This is a genomic window from Paenibacillus sp. J22R56 (assembly GCF_056269375.1).
This window is the reverse complement of the sequence record NZ_JBWDNV010000001.1, coordinates 119,629-141,965: the sequence shown is the minus strand read 5'-3', so window position 1 is coordinate 141,965 and position 22,337 is coordinate 119,629. Positions and strand designations below refer to the sequence as shown.

Sequence of the window (22,337 nt, the reverse complement as noted above, 5' to 3'; positions counted from 1 at the left end):
TGCTGGTGTGGGATCCGGAAAAACGAAAGGCCGGCGGCTTCCCCTGCTTCCGTTAAGGGGGCTGCTTGTATATCCCAGCATGGTGCTCCACCTTGATGTGGGAAGGGACAAATCGGTAAGAGCACTGGAGAAAGCAATGATCGATGATCATATGATTCTCTTGTGCTCCCAATCCGAAGTCAATATTGAAGAGCCTACTGAGGACGATATTTATCGCGTCGGCACCATTGCGAAAGTCAGACAAATGCTCAAGCTGCCAAACGGTACGATTCGAGTTCTTGTTGAAGGTGTTGTAAGAGCCGAGATTGTGGATTACGTGCCTAACGAACAGTTCTATGAGGTTTCAGTATTTGAGCTTCCAGAACCTGAGACAGATGATCCAGAAGTGGATGCGCTCATGCGGTCGGTGCTCAGTCAATTTGAGCATTACATCACACTGTCGAAGAAGGTTACGCCAGAGACCCTGGCAGCTGTATCTGACATCGATGAACCTGGTAGGCTTGCCGATGTCATTACAAGCCATCTGTCGCTAAAGATCAAAGATAAGCAGGATATCCTTGAGACCATTGATGTGCGTGAACGGTTGGAGCGGCTGCTTGATATTCTGAATAACGAACGTGAAGTGCTGGAGCTCGAGCGCAAGATTAACCAACGTGTTAAGAAGCAGATGGAGAAGACGCAGAAGGAATATTATTTGCGCGAGCAGATGAAGGCGATTCAGAAGGAGCTTGGCGAGAAAGAAGGCCGTGCGGGTGAAGTTGAAGAACTTCGTAACCAATTGGCTGAAGCAGGAGTGCCTGATCTCGTAAGAGAAAAGGTTGAGAAGGAAATCGACCGTCTGGAGAAAATGCCTGCATCCTCCGCCGAGGGCGGCGTTATTCGCAATTATATCGATTGGTTATTAGCTCTTCCATGGAGCAAGCATACGGAAGATGATCTTTCCTTAAGCAAAGCGGAGGACATCTTGAACAATGACCATTACGGTCTTGAGAAGCCGAAGGAACGTGTGCTTGAATATTTGGCGGTACAGCAGCTTGTGAAGAAGATGAAAGGGCCGATCCTTTGCCTTGTAGGGCCTCCAGGTGTCGGCAAAACTTCTCTCGCTCGCTCCATCGCCAAATCTCTTGACCGCAAATTTGTGCGGATTTCGCTTGGCGGCGTACGTGATGAAGCGGAAATCCGTGGTCATCGCCGGACTTATGTCGGTGCAATGCCTGGCCGGATCATCCAGGGGATGAAGACTGCAGGTTCGTATAATCCAGTCTTCCTGCTAGACGAAATTGATAAGATGGCAAGTGATTTCCGTGGAGATCCTTCATCTGCCCTGCTTGAGGTGCTTGATCCGGAGCAGAACAATACGTTTAGCGATCATTTTATCGAAGTACCGTTTGACTTATCGAATGTGATGTTCGTTACAACGGCTAACTCGATGCATAACATTCCTCGTCCGCTGCTGGATCGGATGGAAGTGCTGTATATCCCAGGATATACGGAACTGGAGAAGCAGCAGATTGCCGAGCGTTATTTGCTGCCGAAGCAGCGTAAGGAGCATGGGCTGACAGAAGACCAGCTAATCCTAGAGGACGAGGTAGTCCTTCAGCTTATCCGGGAGTATACACGTGAGTCTGGTGTACGTAATCTGGAGCAGCAAGTGGCTGCTCTATGCCGTAAGGCTGCGAAGCATATCGTAGCTTCAGGTTTTGTACCGCGGACCACCAGTGAAGCGGAGGGGGCCTCTTATGAAGCGCCAGAGCTTAATACCCTTGAAGCGGCCTTTGGCTCTGATACTGATTCTGATGCCGCTGACGATAAGCAGCCTGTGGAAGCAGCAACACCTGCTCCATTAACGGTTACGCCAGAGCTTCTGAAGGAGTGGCTTGGTCCTGCGAAGTTCCGTCACGGCACTGCTGAAGCTGAGAATCAGATTGGCGCAGTAACGGGCCTTGCCTGGACCGAGGTAGGCGGCGATACACTTGTCATTGAAGTGACAGTTATGCCGGGAAGCGGTAAACTAACACTAACCGGTAAGCTTGGTGATGTTATGAAGGAGTCAGCTCAGGCTGCATTCAGCTATACGCGTTCCAAAGCGATTGAGCTGAATATCGATCCTAACTTCCACGAGAACAGGGATATCCATATTCATATCCCCGAAGGGGCGATACCGAAGGATGGCCCATCGGCTGGTATTACGATGGCAACAGCGCTTATCTCAGCGCTGACGAATCGGTACGTATCGAAGGAAGTTGCAATGACCGGTGAGATTACGCTCCGTGGACGGGTGCTTCCAATCGGCGGATTGAAGGAGAAGTCACTTGCTGCCCATCGTGCAGGCATCAAGAAGGTGCTTCTGCCAAAAGATAATGAACGTGACTTAAGTGATATCCCAGACAGTATTCGCAGTGAAATGACCTTTGTACCTGTCAGCCATATGGATGAAGTACTGCAGCACGCGCTGCTGCCGGTCAACACCGAAGAGAAAGCAGGAACAGTAATCGGATGAAAATTACACAGTCAGATTTTATAATAAGTGCAGTAAGACCAGAGCAATATCCAATTGACGCCTTGCCAGAGATCGCTCTGGCAGGGCGTTCCAATGTCGGAAAATCGTCACTGATTAACAAATTGATTTTGCGTAAAAACTTAGCAAGAACTAGTTCGCAGCCCGGCAAGACGCAGCAGCTTAACTATTATCGTGTGAATGATATGGTTTATTTTGTCGATTTTCCAGGCTATGGTTATGCAAAAGTATCAAAGACGAAGCGTGAGTTGTTCGGTCAGATGATCGAGACTTATATTCGTGACCGCGAGGAATTAAAGCTGCAGCTTCTTGTTATCGATATGCGGCATGCGCCATCGAAGGATGACGTACTCATGTATCACTGGCTGAAGCATTATAACGTGCCAACATGTATTGTTTGCACCAAGGCAGACAAAATTCCGAAAAGCAAATGGGACAAGCATATTAAGGTTATTAAAGAGACTTTGGAGGCGGATCCCCGCGATTCTGTCGTCATGTTTTCCTCGGAGACAGGGCTAGGACGCGACAGACTGTGGGAGGTCATTACCGAGATAATTGGCACATAACGGAGATAGATCAATAACTTCCTCTATAATGGCGAGGATTCTGTAAGAAATGTTGTGTTCGTCGTGAATTCTACGGGATTTTTCAGAAATATGCGAGAATATCGAAGCTGGACGGCAGGAATAAAAAGCTCTGATCACGTATAATATACTTAGGAATTAAGAACACAAGCGCAAGTTTATAGAATTGAGGAGATTTTTATGGCTCAGCGGCTAGCCACAGAGTATGTAAGTGCCAAACTGCAATTGACGAGCGAAGAGATGAAGCAATTTATCCGTTTTTTCGATGACCAACAAGTTTGTATGAATGTGAAGGTACTCGATAACGGAAACCAGGAGCTGGTTCTCGAAGACGTAGCAGGGAAGGAAGAGGTTACACTGACGTTTGAACGTCAGCAGAACCACTATGTATGTGAACTCTCTTGCCGCCTGATTCACCCCAAACTGACTAACGCTATGCGTAAAGCGGTAACTGCTTTCCATGGAGACGCAGTTGTCAATCGGATCTACAGCCATTATACGATGATCTATCATTATACAAACGGCAGCGTCCGCAAAATCGTTGAAAGCACAGCTTCTGGCACACGGGTTGTATTCGAATACAAGGATACACTTGGCCAATTAGAGCGTGTGTTCCGCAGCCGCTTGATCGAACGTGAGATTGAGCTGGTAAACAACGCAATTAACGAACTGCTTGATCTTCGAAATCAAACCAAGGATCGGTTGCAAATTGCCGGTATCGATGAAAGGTTATCGATGCTGACCCGGAAGCTGTTTGTTTTAGAAGCCTGACCGTCCTATTATCAAGCCATGGAGCCGCTTAATGCGGCTTCTTTTTTTTACATTTGTTCAAGAAAAAAATAACAACGGGATGAACGCTGTGGATGGTACCTATCTCACTTCCGATACATACCTTGAATACGGGATTGGCATACCAAAAAGTTTTCGTATGTCCCGAAAAAAACAGTTGCAATTCTCCCCAATAGATGTTATTTTTAATCTCGTTGAAAACATTGGTCTAAACAAAATAGGAACCAGGATTCACTCAGGACATGGTTATGTTGCGAGAGATTATTCCCTCGGGAAGTGAATGACGTAGGTCCTAGCGGATGAAATTTTTTTAAACATTTTATTCCTAGGAAGGGGGAACCGGAAGATGGAATATTCAACTTTCGGAAGACACGTTGCTGTTGATACTTGGGGGGTAGACTTTGATCTACTGAACAATGCGGAATTTTTGCAAGCCCAAATGGTGGAGGCTGCTGAAGCATGCGGCGCGTCTGTACTATCGGTACAATCGAAACAATTTGAGCCTCAAGGAGCAACAGTGCTTGTACTGCTGTCGGAGAGTCACCTCTCGATTCACACGTATCCTGAGAAGGGATTTGCCGCTCTCGATTGCTACACATGCGGTGAAACCGTGGATCCACAGCTTGCAATTGACTACATGATCTCTGTATTGAAGCCAACAACGACTCATGCGAAGAAACTTGTTCGCGGTATGGGTGAGTTGAAGGTCGAAGAACCAGTTATGAAACAAATTGAGCTTGTCTAAGCTATTAAATTGAAAAGATATAGAGATAACCATAGACTCCGGTCCATGGTTATTTTCTTTGTATAAACAGGGAATAATGGCAAAGAGGGTTTTCAAACATTATTCATAAATGAAGACATTATGAAGGCATTTTCGTATGTCGAACTATGTTATAATCATTCTAACGTAAATTTAAGGAAAGGCAGGTGATCGCGCATGCACATTATCGTAGTCGGTTTGAACTATCGTACAGCTCCTGTAGAAGTAAGAGAACGGTTTGCTATAGCGGAGAAAGAATTGTCAGAAGCGCTCAAACAACTAATGAACACAAGCAGTATTATGGAGTGTGTCATTGTTGCGACCTGCAATCGTACTGAGCTGTATGCGGTAGTGGACAGACACCATTTGTGCGGACATTATATTCGCAGTTTTATGGAACAATGGTTCAAGCTGCCTAGACAGCAGTTCACGAGTCATTTATATATGTATGAAGATAACAAGGCCATTGAGCACTTATTCCGGGTGACAAGTGGTCTTGATTCTATGGTCATTGGCGAGACGCAAATACTCGGACAAGTGAAGGACGCATTTGCGCTGGCGCAGCAGCAGAAGACGACAGGGACATTATTTAACATGCTGTTCAAGCAAGCTGTTACGATGGCTAAGCGTGCCCATTCGGAAACTACGATTGGAGAATCGGCGGTTTCGGTCAGCTATGCAGCAGTTGAACTAGGCAAACGGATTTTTGGCCAATTTAGTAAGAAGACGGTTATGGTCATTGGAGCAGGTGAGACCGGCGAATTGACGGCCAAGCATCTGTATGCGAACGGTGCTGATCGAGTTATCGTCGTGAACCGGACTTATGAACGGGCAGCGCAGCTAGCCGAGAAGTTCAACGGTATCGCGAGCTCCATGGAGGATGCGGTTAACAAGCTCCATGAAGCAGATATTGTGATTAGCTCGACAGGTGCTGATGGATATGTATTAACACGCCAGGCTGTTGCAGCTGCCATGAAGCGCCGTAAGTCGAAGCCGCTCTTTATGATTGATATCGCTGTTCCGCGTGACCTCGATCCCGGTATTGCTGCAGTCGAGAATGTGTTCTTATACGATATCGACGATTTGGAAGGCATTGTAGCGAGCAATCTCGAACAACGTCGGAAGGAAGCGGAGAAGATCGAAGCGATGATTGAACTAGAACGCGAACAGTTCGAACTATGGTACAAGACCCTAGGCGTTGTGCCGCTGATCCGTGCCTTGCAGACCAAGGCTGCTGATATTCATGAAGAGACGCTTAATAGTCTGACGAACAAGCTGCCTGATCTAGAGGAGCATGAGTTGAAAGTTATCCGCAAGCTGACGAAGAGCATTGTGAACCAGATGCTTCAAGATCCTATCCTGCGGATTAAAGAGATGGCTGGGGACAAACATTCGGAAGAAGCAATGGATATGTTCGTGAAGTTGTTTGCGCTTGAAGATGAACTGGCCCAGTCGAAACAAGAGGAAGCAAACACGGCGGCTGCGGAGAAAAAGAAAAACATGCCTGCGCGTTCTGCTGCTTCGGCACTGGCGTCCATCCTTCGATAACAGCGCGCTACCCGAATAATCGCGAAGGGCGGCAAGGTGGAAGCTATGTTCTTAACTTCAAAATGGATATACGACGCGATACTTTATATATACGCCCTGAGCCTTCTGTTTTACTTCTCCGATTTCATGGATGCGAACCGGAGAGCAAAGCGGATTGGAACAGGGCTCCTTATTTTTGTATGGATATTACAAACGATCATACTTGTAAGTCGTCTTGTGACTCATTTTGAGACCTCAGCGATCTCATCCTTTGAGTATTGGCTAGGCTTCTCTTGGCTTCTTGTTACGATCTCACTTGTGATCAGTCAATTTTTCAAAATTGAATTTCTGGTCTTTCTTGTAAATATCGTAAGCTTCTCCGTGCTGGCCCTTAATCTCTACAGCCGGCCAGGAATGGATGAGCAGTTTGGTGTATCCCAGGCGATGCGCGACTTGCTTCTTGTACATATTAGTCTGGTATTATGCGCTTATGCATCACTTACAATTGGTTCTATATTCGCAGGGATGTACTTGTTTTTGCACCGTCAGCTTAAAGGGAAGAGATGGACTCCCTTTACTCGAAGGCTGCCAAGCCTTGATAGGATTGAGCGGTTCTCGGACCGTGCTATTATTATCGGCGTACCGCTTCTGGCCCTGTCGTTATCCGTTGCGGTTACCGTGCTTTTGGCAGAAGGAAGGCCGCAGCTGCTGCTCGACTGGAAGGTCCTTACTTCGTTTGCGACTTTGATTTTTTATGTGAATTATATTATTCAAAGGGCGATGCTTAGACGTCCGGGCACTCAGCTCGCAAGACTTCATCTCATTGCATTTGTTATGTTGATTATTAATCTTTTATCCAGTTACTTATCGACCTTTCATTGAAAAAGGGGATGCGCATGTATCCAATAATGCTTCAGCTTCGAGGCGAACGTGTCGTTATGATCGGCGGCGGCCGTATCGCAGAACGAAAGGTAAAAGGCCTGCTAGAGGCGGGGGCAGATGGCGTGGTTCTCATTAGCCCACAGCTTACACCGCGCTTGCAGGAGCTTGCTGCATGTGGATCCATTGAATGGCAAGGTCGTCCTTATCAATCTTCTGATGTCGAAGGTGCAAGGCTGCTGTTTGCTGCGACAGATGATTCAGAACTCAACCGTCGTATTGCGGAAGATAGCAGACGGGCCGGGGTACTAGTGAATACCGTTGATGAGGCGGAAGGCAGAGGCTTTGTTAATCCGGCGGTTGTACGGCGCGGGGATTTGCTTATCGCCGTCTCGGCTTCAGGAGCAAGCCCATCTTTATCTATCCGATTGAAGCGGGAGCTGGAGCAGCAATACGGCAGCGAATACACGGATAGTCTGGTGCAGCTTAGAAAGCTGCGTGACTATGTGAAAACTTCAGTCTCGGATGTGTTGGAACGTGAAATTTTGCTGCGGCTAGCTGCTGAAGAGGTACCGTTCGGAAATGAAACCGAGAAGGATATGAAAGCTTGGACAGACAGCCTTCGAGCGAAGAGGCTTGAAGATGGACAACGGGAGGATAATCATAATGGAAAAAGCGAATAACGAACCACGCACAATCGTGGTTGGGACACGCCAAAGCGCATTAGCTTTGACTCAAACCGGGCAAGTTATTGATGAACTTAAGCGTATCAGCGAAAAGCATGGGTTCGATTATAAATTTGAAATTCGGAAAATTGTGACGAAAGGTGACCGCATTCTAGACGTTACTTTATCCAAGGTTGGCGGTAAAGGCTTGTTCGTTAAAGAGATTGAACAGGCCTTGCTTGATGGTGAGATTGATATGGCTGTGCACAGTATGAAGGATATGCCATACGAGCTGCCGGAAGGACTAACTAACGGCGCAATACCGAAGCGTGTTGACCCACGCGATTGTCTCATTATGAAGCAAGGTGCTTCGCTTGATGATTTGCCGGAGGGAGCACGTGTAGGAACGAGCAGCCTTCGCCGCTCCAGCCAGCTTAAAAATATGCGTCCGGATCTTCAGCTTGATTCGATACGCGGCAATATTGATTCCCGGATCCGTAAGCTGGAAACCGATGGCTTTGACGCCGTTGTGCTTGCTGCTGCTGGTCTTACACGTATGGGATGGCAGGACCGGATCTCCGCTTATATTCCGGTTGATCTTTCTATACCAGCTGTTGGACAAGGTGCACTTGGCATTGAGTGCCGCGTTCAAGATAAGGCGGTTCGTGAATTACTTGATTTTTTCAATGATACAGAAACCTCACTTGCCGTAAGAGCAGAGAGAAGCTTCCTTGGAGCATTAAACGGCGGCTGCCAAATTCCGATTGGTGCTTTTGCAGTGGTTCAGAAAAAGACGGAAGACAGCTTCGAGAATGCAGAGCTGGAGCTGACGGGTATGGTAGGGTCCCCGGATGGAGAGGTTATGCTGAAGGAAATCCGGAAAGGAACGGACCCTGAGCAGCTTGGCCGCGACGTTGCAGATGCTCTGGTAGCCAGAGGTGCAGATCGCATTTTGGCAGAAATCGGGGAAAATATATGAATAAAGGGATCGTCTATTTAGTTGGCGCAGGACCAGGTGATCCGAAGCTGATTACAGTTCGTGGACTGGAGTGTTTGAAAAGAAGTGATGTTGTTGTCTACGATCGTCTGGCTAGTCCTAGGCTTCTCCGTCATATGAAGGAAGGCGCCCGCAAAATCTATGTGGGCAAGCTGCCAGACCGTCATACGATGAAGCAGGAAGAAATCAACCAGCTGCTTGTTGATTTGGCGCTTGAGGGTCATACGGTTACAAGGCTGAAAGGCGGCGATCCGACGATATTCGGGCGTGTTGGCGAGGAAGCGGAATTGCTGCAGGACAATGGCATCACTTTTGAGATTGTGCCAGGCATTACATCAGCTATTGCGGTGCCAGCTTATGCAGGCATACCGGTTACCCATCGGGATCTTGCTTCTTCCTTATCGATTATAACGGGCCACGAAAGCCCGGATAAGCTTGACCGCTCTATTCATTGGGACAAAGTAACGAATGCAACAGGGACGCTTATATTCCTTATGGGCGTTGCCAAGATCGGCTATATCGCCGAGCAGCTGATCCGCCATGGCAAACCCGCTCATACACCAGTTGCCTTGATTCGATGGGGTACACGTGTTGAGCAGGAAACGATTGTTGGCACGTTGGAGTCGATTGAGCGAATCGTAAAAGAAGCGAATTTCCTGCCTCCTGCGGTTATCGTCGTTGGCGAGGTTGTGCTGCAGCGTGAAAAGCTGAAATGGTATGAGCAAAAGCCATTGTTTGGCGTTCGTGTGCTTGTTACCCGTGCCAGAGCGCAGGCCAGTGATCTGGCTGACAGGATTGAGGAGCTTGGTGGTGAGCCTTGTGAGCTGCCTGTTATTGAAACGCGTGAGCCAAAGAATGAGGCTGTAGTTGCATCGATTCGTACAGCTCTAGCTGAAGCGGAGCAATATGACTGGATCATGTTTACTAGCGTGAATGGGGTTGAATATTTCTTTAACTGGCTTGCTCGATTTGATGTAGATATTCGTCGTTTCCATACCGCTCGAATTGCAGCTGTAGGTCCAAAGACAGCTGAAGCACTTCGGAAACGGGGGCTTGGCGTTGTCCAACTGCCAGCCAAGTTCCAGGCAGAAGGTATGCTGGAGCAACTGGACTCGGAGCTTAAAGCGGGTGAAAAAGTTCTGTTGCCACGCGGTGATCTAGCTCGTGAAATTTTGCCTCGGGAACTTGCAGAGAGAGGTCTTCTGCCAGTCGAGCTGGATGTGTATGAGACCGTATTGGCAGATGATCAAGATGAACAGGCGCTGGACTGGATCCGCAATCGGGAGATCCATGCGATTACGTTCACCAGCTCTTCAACGGTAACCAATCTGCTTGAGCTGCTGAAACGCAAAGGTATTGAAGACCCTGCTGGACACCTTGCAGGCATCGCTATCGCTAGTATTGGCCCGCTTACCACGCAGACGGCGGTGGAGGCAGGGCTTACGGTTACTATTGAGCCAGAAGAGGCAACGATAGATGCGCTAGTTGAGGCTCTCGTTCAACATCAAGTAACTATTCGCACGAATGTTTAATCATAGCAGAACAATTATTTAGAAATTATTTTTCATATCCATCAGGACCTTAGGACCGAGATTGAGGAGGAATTTGATATGGCATTCCCAATTGTAAGACACCGCAGATTGCGCCAGTCGGCCGCTATGCGCAGCATGGTCCGTGAGACTGTGCTGACAGCTAATGATTTTATTTATCCGATCTATGTGAAATACGGGACGAATATCAAAGAAGAGATCAGCTCGATGCCGGGTGTATACCGGTTCTCTCTTGATCTTCTGGAACAAGAAATTCGTGAGATTACATCACTTGGCATTCCATCGATTATGCTGTTTGGCCTGCCGGATCATAAAGATGCAGAAGGTACTTCGGCTTATGATCCTAACGGCATTGTTCAAGAAGCAACTCGTCTGATTAAGAAATGGGCACCTGAGCTTGTGGTAATGGCGGATACCTGTCTGTGCCAATTTACCGACCATGGCCATTGCGGAATGGTACATCAGGATGAAGTGACAGGAGCGGCTGTCGTGGATAATGATCCATCGCTTTCGCTGCTTGTTCGCACGGCTGTGTCACAAGCAGAGGCTGGGGCTGACGTTATTGCTCCATCCAACATGATGGACGGCTTTGTTGCAGCCATTCGCGAAGGTCTTGATGAAGCGGGCTTTAGTCATGTTCCAATTTTGTCGTACTCGGTAAAATATGCTTCTGCCTTCTACGGACCATTCCGCGATGCAGCCAAATCAGCGCCGCAGTTCGGTGACCGCAAAACGTATCAGATGGACCCAGCTAATGCCCGTGAAGCACTTCGGGAAGCAGATTCTGATGTTACTGAAGGTGCGGACATGCTTATGGTGAAGCCTGCGCTGTCATATCTTGATATCGTTCGCCAACTGAGAGAGAACTTCGATCTTCCGATTGTTGCTTACAACGTAAGTGGAGAATACGCGATGGTCAAAGCTGCTGCTGCTAATGGCTGGATTGATGAACGTGCTATCGTTCTCGAGAAGCTGATCAGCATGAAGCGTGCTGGTGCGGATCTCATTATTACCTACCATGCGAAGGATGCTTCGCGCTGGCTGAGAGGAGAATAAGCGGATGAGTATAGGCAATAGACGTGATGATCGTTCGAGAGAGGCATTTGCCCGCGCAAAACAAGTACTTCCTGGCGGTGTGAACAGCCCGGTACGTGCTTTCAAATCAGTTGGTCTTAACCCGGTTTATATGGATCATGGCAAGGGAAGCCGTGTATATGACATAGATGGCAATAGTTATCTTGATTATGTCGGTTCATGGGGACCGCTTATTATGGGTCATGCTCATCCGGAAGTAATCGAAGCGATTAAGAAAACGGCTGAGAAGGGAACAAGTTTTGGCGCACCAACTGAGCTGGAAACGTTGATGGCTGAGCTGGTTGTAGAACGTGTTCCTTCGGTTGATATTGTCCGTATGGTTAACTCGGGTACGGAAGCGACAATGAGTGCGCTTCGTCTCGCTCGTGGTTACACGAAACGAAGCAAAATTCTGAAATTTGAAGGCTCCTATCATGGACATGCTGACAGCTTGCTGATTAAAGCAGGTTCAGGCGTGGCGACATTAGGCTTGCCGGACAGCCCTGGTGTACCGGAAAGTGTCGCCTCCCAAACGATTACGGTTCCTTATAATGATCTGGAATCTGCTAAACTTGCCTTCGAGAAGTTTGGCGAGGAAATTGCTTGTATTATCGTTGAGCCAATAGCGGGTAATATGGGTGTTGTACCTCCGCTGCCTGGCTTCCTGCAAGGACTACGTGAGCTGACGGAGCAATACGGCAGCATGTTGATATTCGATGAAGTAATGACCGGCTTCCGTGTCCATTACAACTGTGCTCAAGGACTTTATGGTGTAACGCCTGACCTTACCTGCTTTGGTAAAGTCATTGGTGGCGGTCTTCCGGTAGGCGCTTATGGCGGCAAACGTGAGATTATGGAAATGATCGCTCCAAGCGGTCCGATCTACCAAGCTGGTACGCTTTCCGGTAACCCGCTTGCTATGGCAGCAGGCTATACAACGCTTAAGCTGCTGACGAAAGAAACATATGAGCTTCTGGAGCGTCAAGCCGTTAAGCTTCAGCTTGGCTTCGAGAGCAATGCGGAGAAGCATGGCATTGCCAGCACGATTAACCGTGTCGGTTCAATGGTATGTCCATTCTTTACGGATACTCATGTCATTAACTTCGAGACTGCGAAGACATCAAATCTTGAACAGTTCAAAAAATATTTCTCGGCAATGCTTGATCTTGGTGTAAGCATCGCTCCTTCACAATTTGAGGGAATGTTTGTGTCTGCCGTCCATTCGGACGAAGATATTAAAGCGACCATCGCAGCGCATGACGAGGCGTTTGGCAGCTTATAAAAACGATAGGAGATCTTATAATCCATGCAAAAGCATCCTTACCGGCGCGTAGGGCAATGGCTGGAGCTTCACCCGGCAGATCTGCTGGGTAAGCAAGGCAAGGATTCGGATTCCACACAGCAAACGGAGCTGATCTCCATACCGGAGGCCGGCAGTCACCCGCATCTTCTGCGGCAATGGCTGCTGGCCCGTTCTGTATTTCCGGCAAAATGGATTAATCGTTTGTTCTCCGTTGGTGGTATTCGATGGGCAGGGGAGGCAATCCGCCTTCTTGCATTTCCTGCTGTAGATCCTGCCGCTGATCCATTGTACTGCAAAGCTCAAAATAATAAAGGCGATGTTCAAGTGTTATATGAAGATGATTTTTGTCTTGTGATGAATAAACCTGCAGGAATGCCCGTTCATGAATCTTACTCCGGGCAGACCGGTACGCTGGACCAGGCGGCCGCACACTGGTTGCTGAAGGCAGGTGATCCAGTGCTTGTCCGGCATATTCATCGTCTTGATGACGATACTTCAGGTCCGGTGCTATATGCAAAGAATGATCTAGCACAATGGGTACTCGATGAAGCGATGCGAGAGAAGCGGATTGATCGACGTTATCTGGCCATTGTACATGGCAAACTTACGAAATCTTCCGGTACGATTCGAGCATCGATCGGCAAGGACCGCCATCATTCTTCCAGGCGTATGGTGACGCCAAATGGGGATACAGCAGTCACGCATTTTGAGACGGTTCAGACGTATCCACTGGCCTCTTTTGTTCGATTACAGCTGGAGACAGGCAGGACCCATCAAATTCGGGTGCATATGAGCCATATCGGTCATCCCCTTGTTGGAGACAAGCTTTACGGAGGTGATTCAAGGCTGCTGCCACATCAAGCTTTGCATGGAGAACGGCTGATTTTCCCTCATCCATGGACTGGAGAAATGTTTCAGGTACAAGCACCGGAGCCTGTTTGGCTGATGTCGCTGCTTGACAAGCTGTCCGGCCGGACAAATTGATAGTCATGCTCCTTATTTCCTCGCCATATAGATAGTAGTGAATGTAACTTTAGCCCAAGCTTTATGCATTTGCTATCTATTATTCAGGTAATAGGGAGGGAGGACATCGCGTGACGGATCAATCCAAGGGACTGCGATTTGATTTGTATGAGCGTATTCACTTGCCGGATGAAGTAGCGGCGATTGACGAACTGGAGGAGATTGAGCTTACTCCGCGTATTCAGGTGGTCGAGCAGGGGGATCATGCGGTACTAAGAGGACAACTGCTCTTAAATGGAGTGTATCGCGGCCAAACCGATGGAGGCAGCCTGCAGACGCTGGAGCATTGGATTCCAGTTGAGATTACACTGCCGCTTAACCGTGTATCCAGGCTCGATGATATTTCGGTAGAGATCGATAACTTTGACGTCGATTTATTGTCCGCTCGGACATTAAATGTGACTGGCGTCTTGTCGCTCAGGGGCATTCTTGTAGAACCGCTTCCGGATGCTGAGGAAGCCTGGCGTGAGGAGCCGATTACAGCTCTGCATGAACGCGAGGCTTCAGACGATGAATTTTCGATTGAAGCTGCGAACCCTGGACAGGATGATTGGCAGTCCGTAACGCAGCAGCCTTATTTTACGGGCTTTGCAGGTCAGTTGCCGAATGCTCAGCGTGCAGAAGAGACGTCGTTTGAGGATGAAGAAGAGGCGGAAGAGGAAGATGAGAACTTCGAAGCCTTTGAGGAAGCAGAGCAGGATGAAGAAGAGGCTGATGATTCCGCTGAGGAAGCAGAAGCTTCTGTGACGATTTCGGCATCCCCGAGGGATGGCGGCTGGTCAGCATCGCAATGGTTCCAATCCAATCAGCCTGCTGCTAATCAGCCTATTGAACAGCCATTCCAGTCGGCTGCGCCAGCCCAACCTCCACAAGTGGAGCAGCGGGACAATACTTACGCTTCAGAGCAGGAAGATCAAGATGAGGATGAATGGCAGGAGCCATTTGAGGAGGAAGCAGCACAAAGTCCTGATCAATCCTTTGCATCCTTTGTTCAAAATACTTCAAGCGAGCCCGATTGGAATGTTCAATCGGAGTCGTCTCGTATACCAGATAACGACAAGCAAGAGATTCGAATTGGAGTAGGCAGCAAGCAGCCGGAGGCTGATCCGGAACAGGCACCTAATGTCGGACTGATGACGCTGCTTCAGACGAGCAGACGTGAGCAGGCAGCCCGCCAAGTGGCGGAGCAGGTAGCGGCAAAGCAGGCCGAGCAAGAGAAAAGCCGCTCATCCGGCGATGAGATTGAGTGGAAAACTCTCTTCCTGAATAAGCAGTCGGATGAAAATGAATTCCGCAAAATCCGGGTCTGCATTGTGCAAAGAGACGAGACACTGGAATCGATCGCGGTAAGGTACAGCTTAAATCCACGTGAGATTCTGCTCTACAACGGCTTGAATGAGTCTTCCGTTGCAGAGGGACAACTGCTGTATATCCCATAAGTTTTAACCTAATTGAAAATAAGAGGCTGTCCCATCGTCATCTTGATGACTTTGAGACAGCCTCTTATTTTTGTGTGGATTTGGGAAGAGGGATAACTTGTCGTCACTATTCTAACGAGCCATAGAATGCTTATTTGGCTAAAAACAGCATCTTCAAGAATCTAACGAATCCTGATATCGCTATCTGTCTAGTTAGATTGATGTTGATTCGTTAGCCGTGAAGCGAATGGATTTTCCCCTCCAATACAAGTAAAAGAGGTGACAAGTTTGCCACCTCTTCCGTAATCATTCCTCTAGTTGATATGCAGTTTGTATTACCGCGCGAACAGCGGGTTAATGAATGTTCCGCAATAATTGTCAGCGATTTGTTCGATCGAGTAGCCCAGAACCCTGGAGTAGTAGATCAGTGATTCCGGAGCCATCGCACTGATCAGCGTATGTGCCGTAAATTCAGGAGTGAGTGGGATAATCTCATTTTTGCTCAGAGCTTCTTCTAGTAGGGCGATATAGATGCTGTTCAATTGTAAATAGTTTGGACTTTCAAAAAAGTTCATATCATCCGGCTTGCAGGGCTTGCTGATCTTAATGACATTAAGCCAAACCAGCTGTTCATTAGAAAAATACAGGAGACGCCGAAAAACGGAGGTCAGTCTTTGCTGAACCGTCAGATCCTTCATGGATTCGAGCATTATAGTGATTTCCTCTATCAAGCTCTCGAATATATCATTCATTAGATCCATACATAAGTCGGATTTATTCGCATAACGCCGATACAGCGTACCTTGTCCAATCTGAGTAGATTTAGCAATTTGGTGCATGCTGACTGCTTCGACGCCGTGTTCGGCAAAAAGGGACCTGGCGGTTTGCAAAATCATTTTGCTAACCTCTTGCGAGTCCTTCTTTTTATCGGTCATGCGCGCACCCTCCATTTCATGCAAATTATTAAGAAAAAATAAACAGAGCAAGGCTGTATTGACAACCGGACAATTGTCCGGTATCATACGTTAGCGGACAATTGTCCGCAGTCGGCTTGCACCTAACCCATTTTACTGCTGCTTCATAAATAGGTCAAGACGCCGTAAGGCTAGATACAGATAGAAGTATAATTTAGGAGGAGAGAAATTAATGACTGAAGTAAATGCAACAAACAGCTCTATGTCTATCAAATCCATTATGGTGCCGCTTCTGGCTATCATTGTGGGTATGTTCATGGTTATTCTTGATGGTACGGCAATGAACGTAGCGATTCCTAAGCTGCGTGACGATTTTGGAGGAGCGTCTCTGTCGCTCGTGCAATGGACCGTTACGGGCTATGCACTTGCACAAGCAGCCGTCATTCCACTGGCTGGTTGGTTATCCGACCGTTTTGGAGCGAAGCAGATTTATTTGACCTCAATCGTTTTATTTACAATTGGTTCTGCGTTGTGTGCGCTTGCGACTAATGCTGAGCAATTGATTATTTATCGTATTATTCAAGGCCTTGGCGGTGGTATGGTTGCTCCAATCGCAATGGCATTTACTTATCGCTTAAGCCCTCCGGGCAAACAAGGTGCGGTAATGGGCATGATCGGTATTCCTATGCTGCTTGCTCCTGCACTTGGACCAGTACTTGCCGGCTGGCTTGTTGACTACGTAACTTGGCACTGGATTTTTATTATTAATATCCCTGTTGGTGCGGTAGCGGTCTTCCTTGGTCTTCGTACATTGCCGGCTTTGGCACGCCAATCCGTTCCACAGCTTGATCTTCTTGGTATGATCTTTGCACCACTTGCCTTTGCAGGTCTCGCATACGGTGTAAGTGAAGGCGGTACAGACTGGGGCTCTACGAAAACGTTGACCGGTCTAATTGTTGGCGGTGTGTCCCTTATTATCTTTATTATCGTTGAATTGAACCGTAAGCAGCCTTTGCTGGAACTTCGTGTATTCAAATCCCCGGATTTCTCCAAAGGTATCGTTGTTCAATGGGTTTCGCAAATTGCCCTCTTTGGTACCTTGTTCTTGTTCCCATTGTTCTTGCAAACAGCGAAAGGTTACTCCGCTCTTGATACGGGCTTGATCTTGCTTCCGCAAGCACTAGCAGCTGCGATCTTTATGCCTATTGGCGGGAAACTGTTTGATAAAATTGGTGCTCGTCCGCTTGTTATGAGTGGTCTTGCGATTGTTACGATTGGCGCATTCCTGCTTTCTAATATTTCGGCCGATGCAACAGTAGGCACTTATATTCTTCCTTTGATTTTGCTTGGAGCGGGTATGGGCCTTTCGATGATGCCGCTTAATACGCATATTATTCAAGCAGCACCTCCTGAACTGGTTGGCCGTGTTACATCCCTTACAAGTGCTGCCCAGCAGGTTATGACTTCCTTTGCGGTAGCAGGCCTTGCAACGATTCTGGCTCGACGCACGGAGCATTATATGGCGTCGGAAGGCATTACGAATCCTGCTGACATTACACCAGCTATTGCGTCGCATATTGCTTCTGCTTCTTATGGCGACACGTTCCTGATCTTAACGATCGTTGGTGTTGTGGGTACTTTGGTAGGTTTCCTTCTGTCGAAGCCTAAGCGTGCGGTTGGCAAAGATGCAGAAAAAGCAGAAATGCCAATGATGATGGGTCACTAATAGGCATAGTCACAAGTTGACTTTCGAGGACATCTTGGATAAAATATGCTATATCTGATTTTTTTCAACATATGTTGACGTTGAAGGGGAAGAGTTAGCAGCCAAGCCTTCAGAGAGCGGGACTGTAACGCTGAAAGGTGCCGCAGGAATTTACTGCTATGCTTGTCGCCCCGGAGTTGCTTGAATGAAGCGGTTTCCGTTATTTCGAGCCGGCCACAGCCGTTATCTGTTTGAGTGCCGTGCTTATTTTTTGAGCGCGGAACAAAGGTGGTACCACGGAAGATAACCTTTCGTCCTTTGCTATAAGGGCGGAAGGTTTTTTTGTATTTCTATCCAAGCAATGACAAGAGTGGTAATGCTTACGAAGTGAAATTGTATGCACAATTTTTTTAGTACAAATGCTTACGAAGCATGAATTACCACAATGGTTAATGGTTTACCTTTGGTATGGCAATTCATTTGGTTTATGCTTACGAAGTATGAATCACCACAAACGGTTGATGAACAACCTAGTTTGGCAATTCATTTTAGGAGGATGTAAAGATGTCAGACAAGACGACGACTATGCCGACGACTTATGATCCGAAGGCTGCCGAGCAGAAATGGTATGATTTCTGGCAGCAGGGTCAATTTTTCAAGGCGGGCCAGCGCCCGGAAGCAGAACCTTTTACAATTGTAATTCCGCCGCCGAACGTAACAGGGATGCTGCATATCGGGCATGCGCTCGATTTTACCCTTCAGGATATTATTATTCGTACGAAAAGGATGCAGGGCTTTGATACACTCTGGCTGCCTGGTACCGATCATGCGGGTATCGCAACTCAAACCAAGGTAGAACAGAAGCTGCGCGAGCAGGGACTGAGCCGTTATGACCTTGGCCGTGAGAAGTTCCTTGAGCAAGTATGGGACTGGAAAGAGCTTTATGCGAACACAATCCGTGAACAATGGGGCAAGATGGGACTGTCTCTGGACTACTCTCGCGAACGTTTTACATTGGATGAAGGTTTGTCCAAGGCAGTTCGTGAAGTATTTGTTCGTTTGCATGAGAAAGGCTTGATCTACCGCGGCAAAAAAATCATCAACTGGGATCCAGCTGCACGGACAGCTTTGTCCGATATTGAAGTTGAGCATAAAGAGCTGAACGGTCATCTGTATCATCTGCAATATCCACTCAAAGACGGCAGCGGGCATATTACCGTTGCAACAACTCGTCCGGAGACGATGCTTGGCGATACAGCTGTAGCTGTTCATCCGGAAGACGAGCGTTACAAGCATCTGATTGGCCAAATGATCGTATTGCCGGTTGTTAACCGTGAAATTCCGATCATTGCTGATGAATACGTAGAGAGTGACTTTGGATCTGGCGCGGTTAAGATTACGCCTGCACATGATCCTAATGACTTCGAGGTTGGACTTCGTCATGACCTGCCGCAAATTATTGTTATGGATGAGACAGGCACAATGAATGAGCATGCCGGTCCTTATCAAGGCTTGGATCGTGCAGACTGCCGTAAACAGCTTGTGAAAGATCTGCAGGAGCAAGGCGTTTGTATCCGAATTGAGGATCATGTCCATCAAGTCGGCCATAGCGAGCGCAGCGGCGCAGTAGTTGAGCCTTACTTGTCGACACAATGGTTCGTGGCCATGAAGCCACTTGCTGAGCGTGCTATTGAAGCTCAGAAGGCTGGCAATGGTGTTAACTTTGTACCAGATCGCTTCGAAAAAATTTATTTGAACTGGATCGAGAATGTCCGCGATTGGTGTATTTCCCGTCAATTATGGTGGGGTCACCGTATTCCGGCTTGGTACTGCGAGTCTTGTGGTGAAATGCATGTTGCCCTTGAAGATGTAACTGCCTGCTCGGCTTGTGGAAGCACATCGCTCCGTCAGGATGAAGATGTTCTGGATACATGGTTCAGCTCTGGTCTGTGGCCGTTCTCGACACTTGGCTGGCCGGAAGAAACGGAAGACTTCAAACGTTATTACCCGACCAATGTTCTCGTAACGGGTTATGATATCGTCTATTTCTGGGTAGCGCGTATGATCTTTACAGCCCTTGAGTTCACGGATCAAATTCCATTCAAGGATGTATTAATGCATGGTCTTGTTCGTGATGCTGAAGGCCGCAAAATGTCCAAGTCGCTTGGCAACGGTATTGACCCGCTTGATGTTATCGAGAATTATGGTGCAGATGCCATGCGTTACATGATCTCGACTAGCAGTACGCCAGGGCAGGATTTGCGTTTCCGTCTTGAGAAGGTCGAGCAAGCACGCAACTTTGCAAACAAGATTTGGAATGCCTCACGCTTTGCGTTAATGAACTTGGAAGATTTCTCGGCTGCGGATATTGATATCAAGAGCAATCTTGGAACGGCAGAGCGCTGGATTCTCCATCGTTTGAATGAAACGGTACGTGAAGTAACTCGTCTGATTGACAGCTATGAATTTGGCGAAACAGGCCGAATTCTCTATAACTTCATTTGGGATGATCTTTGTGACTGGTACATTGAGTTTGCGAAGCTGAACCTTTATGGTACAGATGAGCAGGCAAAACGTGCGACACAATCGGTACTCGCTTATGTCCTTGACCGTACACAGCGCCTGATTCATCCGTTTATGCCGTATATCAGTGAAGAGATTTGGCAGCATCTGCCGCATGAAGGCGAATCTATTACGGTTGCAGCATGGCCGGTGTATGACGAAGCGCTTGAAGCTCCTGAAGCAGTGAAAGAGATGGAGTTGCTGATGGATATCATCCGTGCGGTGCGTAACGTTCGTGCAGAAGTAAATGTGCCGATGAGCAAAAAGGTAGAACTGCTGATCAAGCCTTCAGGAGAAGCGGAAGCTGCTATCGTCAGCCGCAATGAAGAATTCGTAAGACGCTTCTGCGGCACTTCATTGCTGGAGACAGGTGTTGCAATTGCTGCTCCTGACAAAGCGATGACCGCGATCGTTACTGGTGCTGAGCTTTATCTTCCGCTTGCCGGCTTGATCGATATTTCGCAAGAGATCACACGCCTCGAGAAAGAGGTTGCTACACTTAACTCCGAAGTAGAGCGTGTCGAGAAGAAGCTTAATAACGAAGGTTTTGTAGCGAAAGCGCCTGCTAAAGTAATTGAAGAAGAACGTGCTAAAATGATGGACTATGCTGACAAACGTGACAAGGTGCTTGCGAGAATCGCCGAATTACGCAGCTAATGATCTGATGGAAGAAGGACGTTTATTTATGATCGATAACGGGATTGAAATGGAACGAAGCGGCGCGCTTCGTTCCTATAAAGAAGCGGTCGATTGGATCAACGGGCTCATCCCTTTCGGAATCCGTCCGGGTCTTGATCGTATCGAGCTTCTGCTGGAGCGGCTTCATAATCCGCAGCGCAGACTCAAATTTATTCATATTGCCGGTACTAACGGCAAGGGCTCGACTTGTGCATACTTAACGAGTGTATTGTTAAAGTGCGGTTATGATGTGGGGACATTTACTTCGCCATACATTACGAAGTTCACGAACCGTTTCCAATATAACGGCCAAGATATCGAGGAAGAGACTCTTCTTAATCTTGCGAACACGCTTAAGCCTCATGTTGAAGAAATTGCAGCGACTGAGCTTGGCTCCCCAACGATGTTTGAAGTGTCGACAGCACTGGCTATTCTTTTCTATGCTACGGTTACTTATCCAGACTTTGTAGTATGGGAGACCGGTCTTGGCGGCAGAATGGATGTTACGAACATTGTAACTCCTATTGTTTCGGTTATTACAAATGTTGGCCATGACCATATGGATCGTCTCGGCAATACACTGGAAGCAGTCGCTAGCGAGAAAGCAGGTATTATTAAAGCCGGTGTTCCCGTTGTGAGTGCAGTTGATCAGCCAGAAGTGATTGAAGTTGTAAAACAGACGGCGAAAGAAAAGAAAAGCACGCTTTATCTGCTTGGAGAGCAGTTTAATATCAAGGAGCTGTCGAGTAAGGAAGATGAACAGGTCTTCCGCTTTGAAGGCATGTTCAGAGCGATTGATCCATTAACGATAACACTAAATGGTGCTCATCAACGGACTAATGCTGCTGTGGCGGTAATGACTCTTGAAGTGCTTCGTCAATATTACGCTTTAATCCTAGAAGATGACGCACTCGCAGAGGGACTCCGCGCGGCTGCATGGCCGGGACGACTGGAGATTGTATCGCAAACGCCGCGTATTCTTATCGACGGCGCGCATAATCCCGAGGGCGCTGCAGCCCTTGTTGAGACGCTTCGCTCGACGTATCAATATGATCAGCTTCATGTCATGATGGCGATGGTGGAGAATAAGAATCATCGTGATGTTCTAAAGCATATACTACCAATAGTGGATACGCTTATCGTGACCGAGCCTGATTTCCGCAACAAACTTGATGCGGAACTTCTTGCCGATCTTGTCCGCGAAGAGAAATCGGAGGAGCATTCCTTTGAGCTTATCGTGGAGAAGGATTGGCGCGAAGGCCTCCGCAAATTGCAACAAATGACCGGGGAAACAGACCTTGGGGTGGTCACTGGTACGCTTTATTTAATAGGTGACGTTCGCTCCCGCATATTGTACAACTCGGATTCTGAAAAAGGTTGGTGAACCG

The 22,337-nt window shown here is 47.7% G+C and carries 17 protein-coding genes and 1 other annotated feature; of the genes, 16 read left to right on the top strand and 1 reads right to left on the bottom strand.

The window, feature by feature from the left end; all coding sequences use genetic code 11:
* The first annotated feature begins 7 nt into the window (after positions 1–7).
* The 13 genes from lon to AC0YNT_RS00550 all read left to right on the top strand — a co-directional run bounded on the left by lon (position 8) and on the right by AC0YNT_RS00550 (position 15,111).
* Positions 8–2,500, top strand: coding sequence for an endopeptidase La (gene lon, locus AC0YNT_RS00610; RefSeq protein WP_475802888.1), 2,493 nt, complete (start codon positions 8–10; stop codon positions 2,498–2,500).
* Positions 2,497–3,084 carry a ribosome biogenesis GTP-binding protein YihA/YsxC gene (gene yihA, locus AC0YNT_RS00605; RefSeq protein WP_475802887.1) on the top strand — a complete coding sequence of 196 codons (588 nt, stop codon included), beginning with the start codon at positions 2,497–2,499 and terminating at the stop codon, positions 3,082–3,084. Before lon ends, yihA begins: the two co-directional genes overlap by 4 nt.
* A gap of 198 nt (positions 3,085–3,282) precedes the next feature.
* Entirely contained in the window at positions 3,283–3,873 is a 591-nt protein-coding gene (locus AC0YNT_RS00600) for a non-ribosomal peptide synthetase module (RefSeq protein WP_475802886.1), read from the top strand.
* A gap of 364 nt (positions 3,874–4,237) precedes the next feature.
* A complete protein-coding gene (speD, locus tag AC0YNT_RS00595) occupies positions 4,238–4,636 on the top strand; it encodes an adenosylmethionine decarboxylase (RefSeq protein WP_475802885.1) in 399 nt (132 codons plus the stop codon).
* A gap of 195 nt (positions 4,637–4,831) precedes the next feature.
* Entirely contained in the window at positions 4,832–6,202 is a 1,371-nt protein-coding gene (gene hemA, locus AC0YNT_RS00590; protein ID WP_475802884.1) for a glutamyl-tRNA reductase, read from the top strand.
* A gap of 45 nt (positions 6,203–6,247) precedes the next feature.
* The gene (gene ccsA, locus AC0YNT_RS00585) at positions 6,248–7,063 is read left to right on the top strand and encodes a cytochrome c biogenesis protein CcsA (RefSeq protein ID WP_475802883.1); all 816 of its coding nucleotides are present in this window, start codon (positions 6,248–6,250) and stop codon (positions 7,061–7,063) included.
* 14 nt (positions 7,064–7,077) lie between these two features.
* Positions 7,078–7,743: a precorrin-2 dehydrogenase/sirohydrochlorin ferrochelatase family protein gene (locus AC0YNT_RS00580; protein WP_475802882.1), complete on the top strand. Its 666-nt coding sequence runs from the start codon at positions 7,078–7,080 to the stop codon at positions 7,741–7,743.
* On the top strand, positions 7,727–8,704 hold the full coding sequence (gene hemC, locus AC0YNT_RS00575; protein WP_475802881.1) for a hydroxymethylbilane synthase: 978 nt from the start codon (positions 7,727–7,729) through the stop codon (positions 8,702–8,704). Before AC0YNT_RS00580 ends, hemC begins: the two co-directional genes overlap by 17 nt.
* Entirely contained in the window at positions 8,701–10,254 is a 1,554-nt protein-coding gene (gene cobA, locus AC0YNT_RS00570) for a uroporphyrinogen-III C-methyltransferase (RefSeq protein ID WP_475802880.1), read from the top strand. Before hemC ends, cobA begins: the two co-directional genes overlap by 4 nt.
* 78 nt (positions 10,255–10,332) lie before the next feature.
* Positions 10,333–11,328 carry a porphobilinogen synthase gene (gene hemB, locus AC0YNT_RS00565; protein WP_475802879.1) on the top strand — a complete coding sequence of 332 codons (996 nt, stop codon included), beginning with the start codon at positions 10,333–10,335 and terminating at the stop codon, positions 11,326–11,328.
* A gap of 4 nt (positions 11,329–11,332) precedes the next feature.
* Positions 11,333–12,628 carry a glutamate-1-semialdehyde 2,1-aminomutase gene (gene hemL, locus AC0YNT_RS00560; protein WP_475802878.1) on the top strand — a complete coding sequence of 432 codons (1,296 nt, stop codon included), beginning with the start codon at positions 11,333–11,335 and terminating at the stop codon, positions 12,626–12,628.
* Between the two features lie 24 nt (positions 12,629–12,652).
* Positions 12,653–13,633: an RluA family pseudouridine synthase gene (locus AC0YNT_RS00555; protein ID WP_475802877.1), complete on the top strand. Its 981-nt coding sequence runs from the start codon at positions 12,653–12,655 to the stop codon at positions 13,631–13,633.
* A gap of 110 nt (positions 13,634–13,743) precedes the next feature.
* The gene (locus AC0YNT_RS00550) at positions 13,744–15,111 is read left to right on the top strand and encodes a LysM peptidoglycan-binding domain-containing protein (protein WP_475802876.1); all 1,368 of its coding nucleotides are present in this window, start codon (positions 13,744–13,746) and stop codon (positions 15,109–15,111) included.
* Between the two features lie 314 nt (positions 15,112–15,425).
* Here AC0YNT_RS00550 and AC0YNT_RS00545 read toward each other — a convergent pair whose 3' ends face one another.
* Positions 15,426–16,025, bottom strand: coding sequence for a TetR/AcrR family transcriptional regulator (locus tag AC0YNT_RS00545; RefSeq protein ID WP_475802875.1), 600 nt, complete (start codon positions 16,023–16,025; stop codon positions 15,426–15,428).
* Between the two features lie 211 nt (positions 16,026–16,236).
* On the opposite strand from AC0YNT_RS00545, the gene AC0YNT_RS00540 reads away from it, so the two are divergent.
* The 3 genes from AC0YNT_RS00540 (at position 16,237) to AC0YNT_RS00530 (ending at position 22,333) form a co-directional block, all read left to right on the top strand.
* The gene (locus AC0YNT_RS00540; RefSeq protein WP_475802874.1) at positions 16,237–17,730 is read left to right on the top strand and encodes an MDR family MFS transporter; all 1,494 of its coding nucleotides are present in this window, start codon (positions 16,237–16,239) and stop codon (positions 17,728–17,730) included.
* 71 nt (positions 17,731–17,801) lie between these two features.
* Positions 17,802–18,031, top strand: a binding site (T-box leader).
* A gap of 242 nt (positions 18,032–18,273) precedes the next feature.
* Positions 18,274–20,928: a valine--tRNA ligase gene (locus tag AC0YNT_RS00535; protein ID WP_475802873.1), complete on the top strand. Its 2,655-nt coding sequence runs from the start codon at positions 18,274–18,276 to the stop codon at positions 20,926–20,928.
* 28 nt (positions 20,929–20,956) lie between these two features.
* Positions 20,957–22,333, top strand: a complete 1,377-nt coding sequence (locus AC0YNT_RS00530; protein ID WP_475803396.1) for a bifunctional folylpolyglutamate synthase/dihydrofolate synthase — start codon at positions 20,957–20,959, stop codon at positions 22,331–22,333.
* Positions 22,334–22,337: the final 4 nt, after the last annotated feature.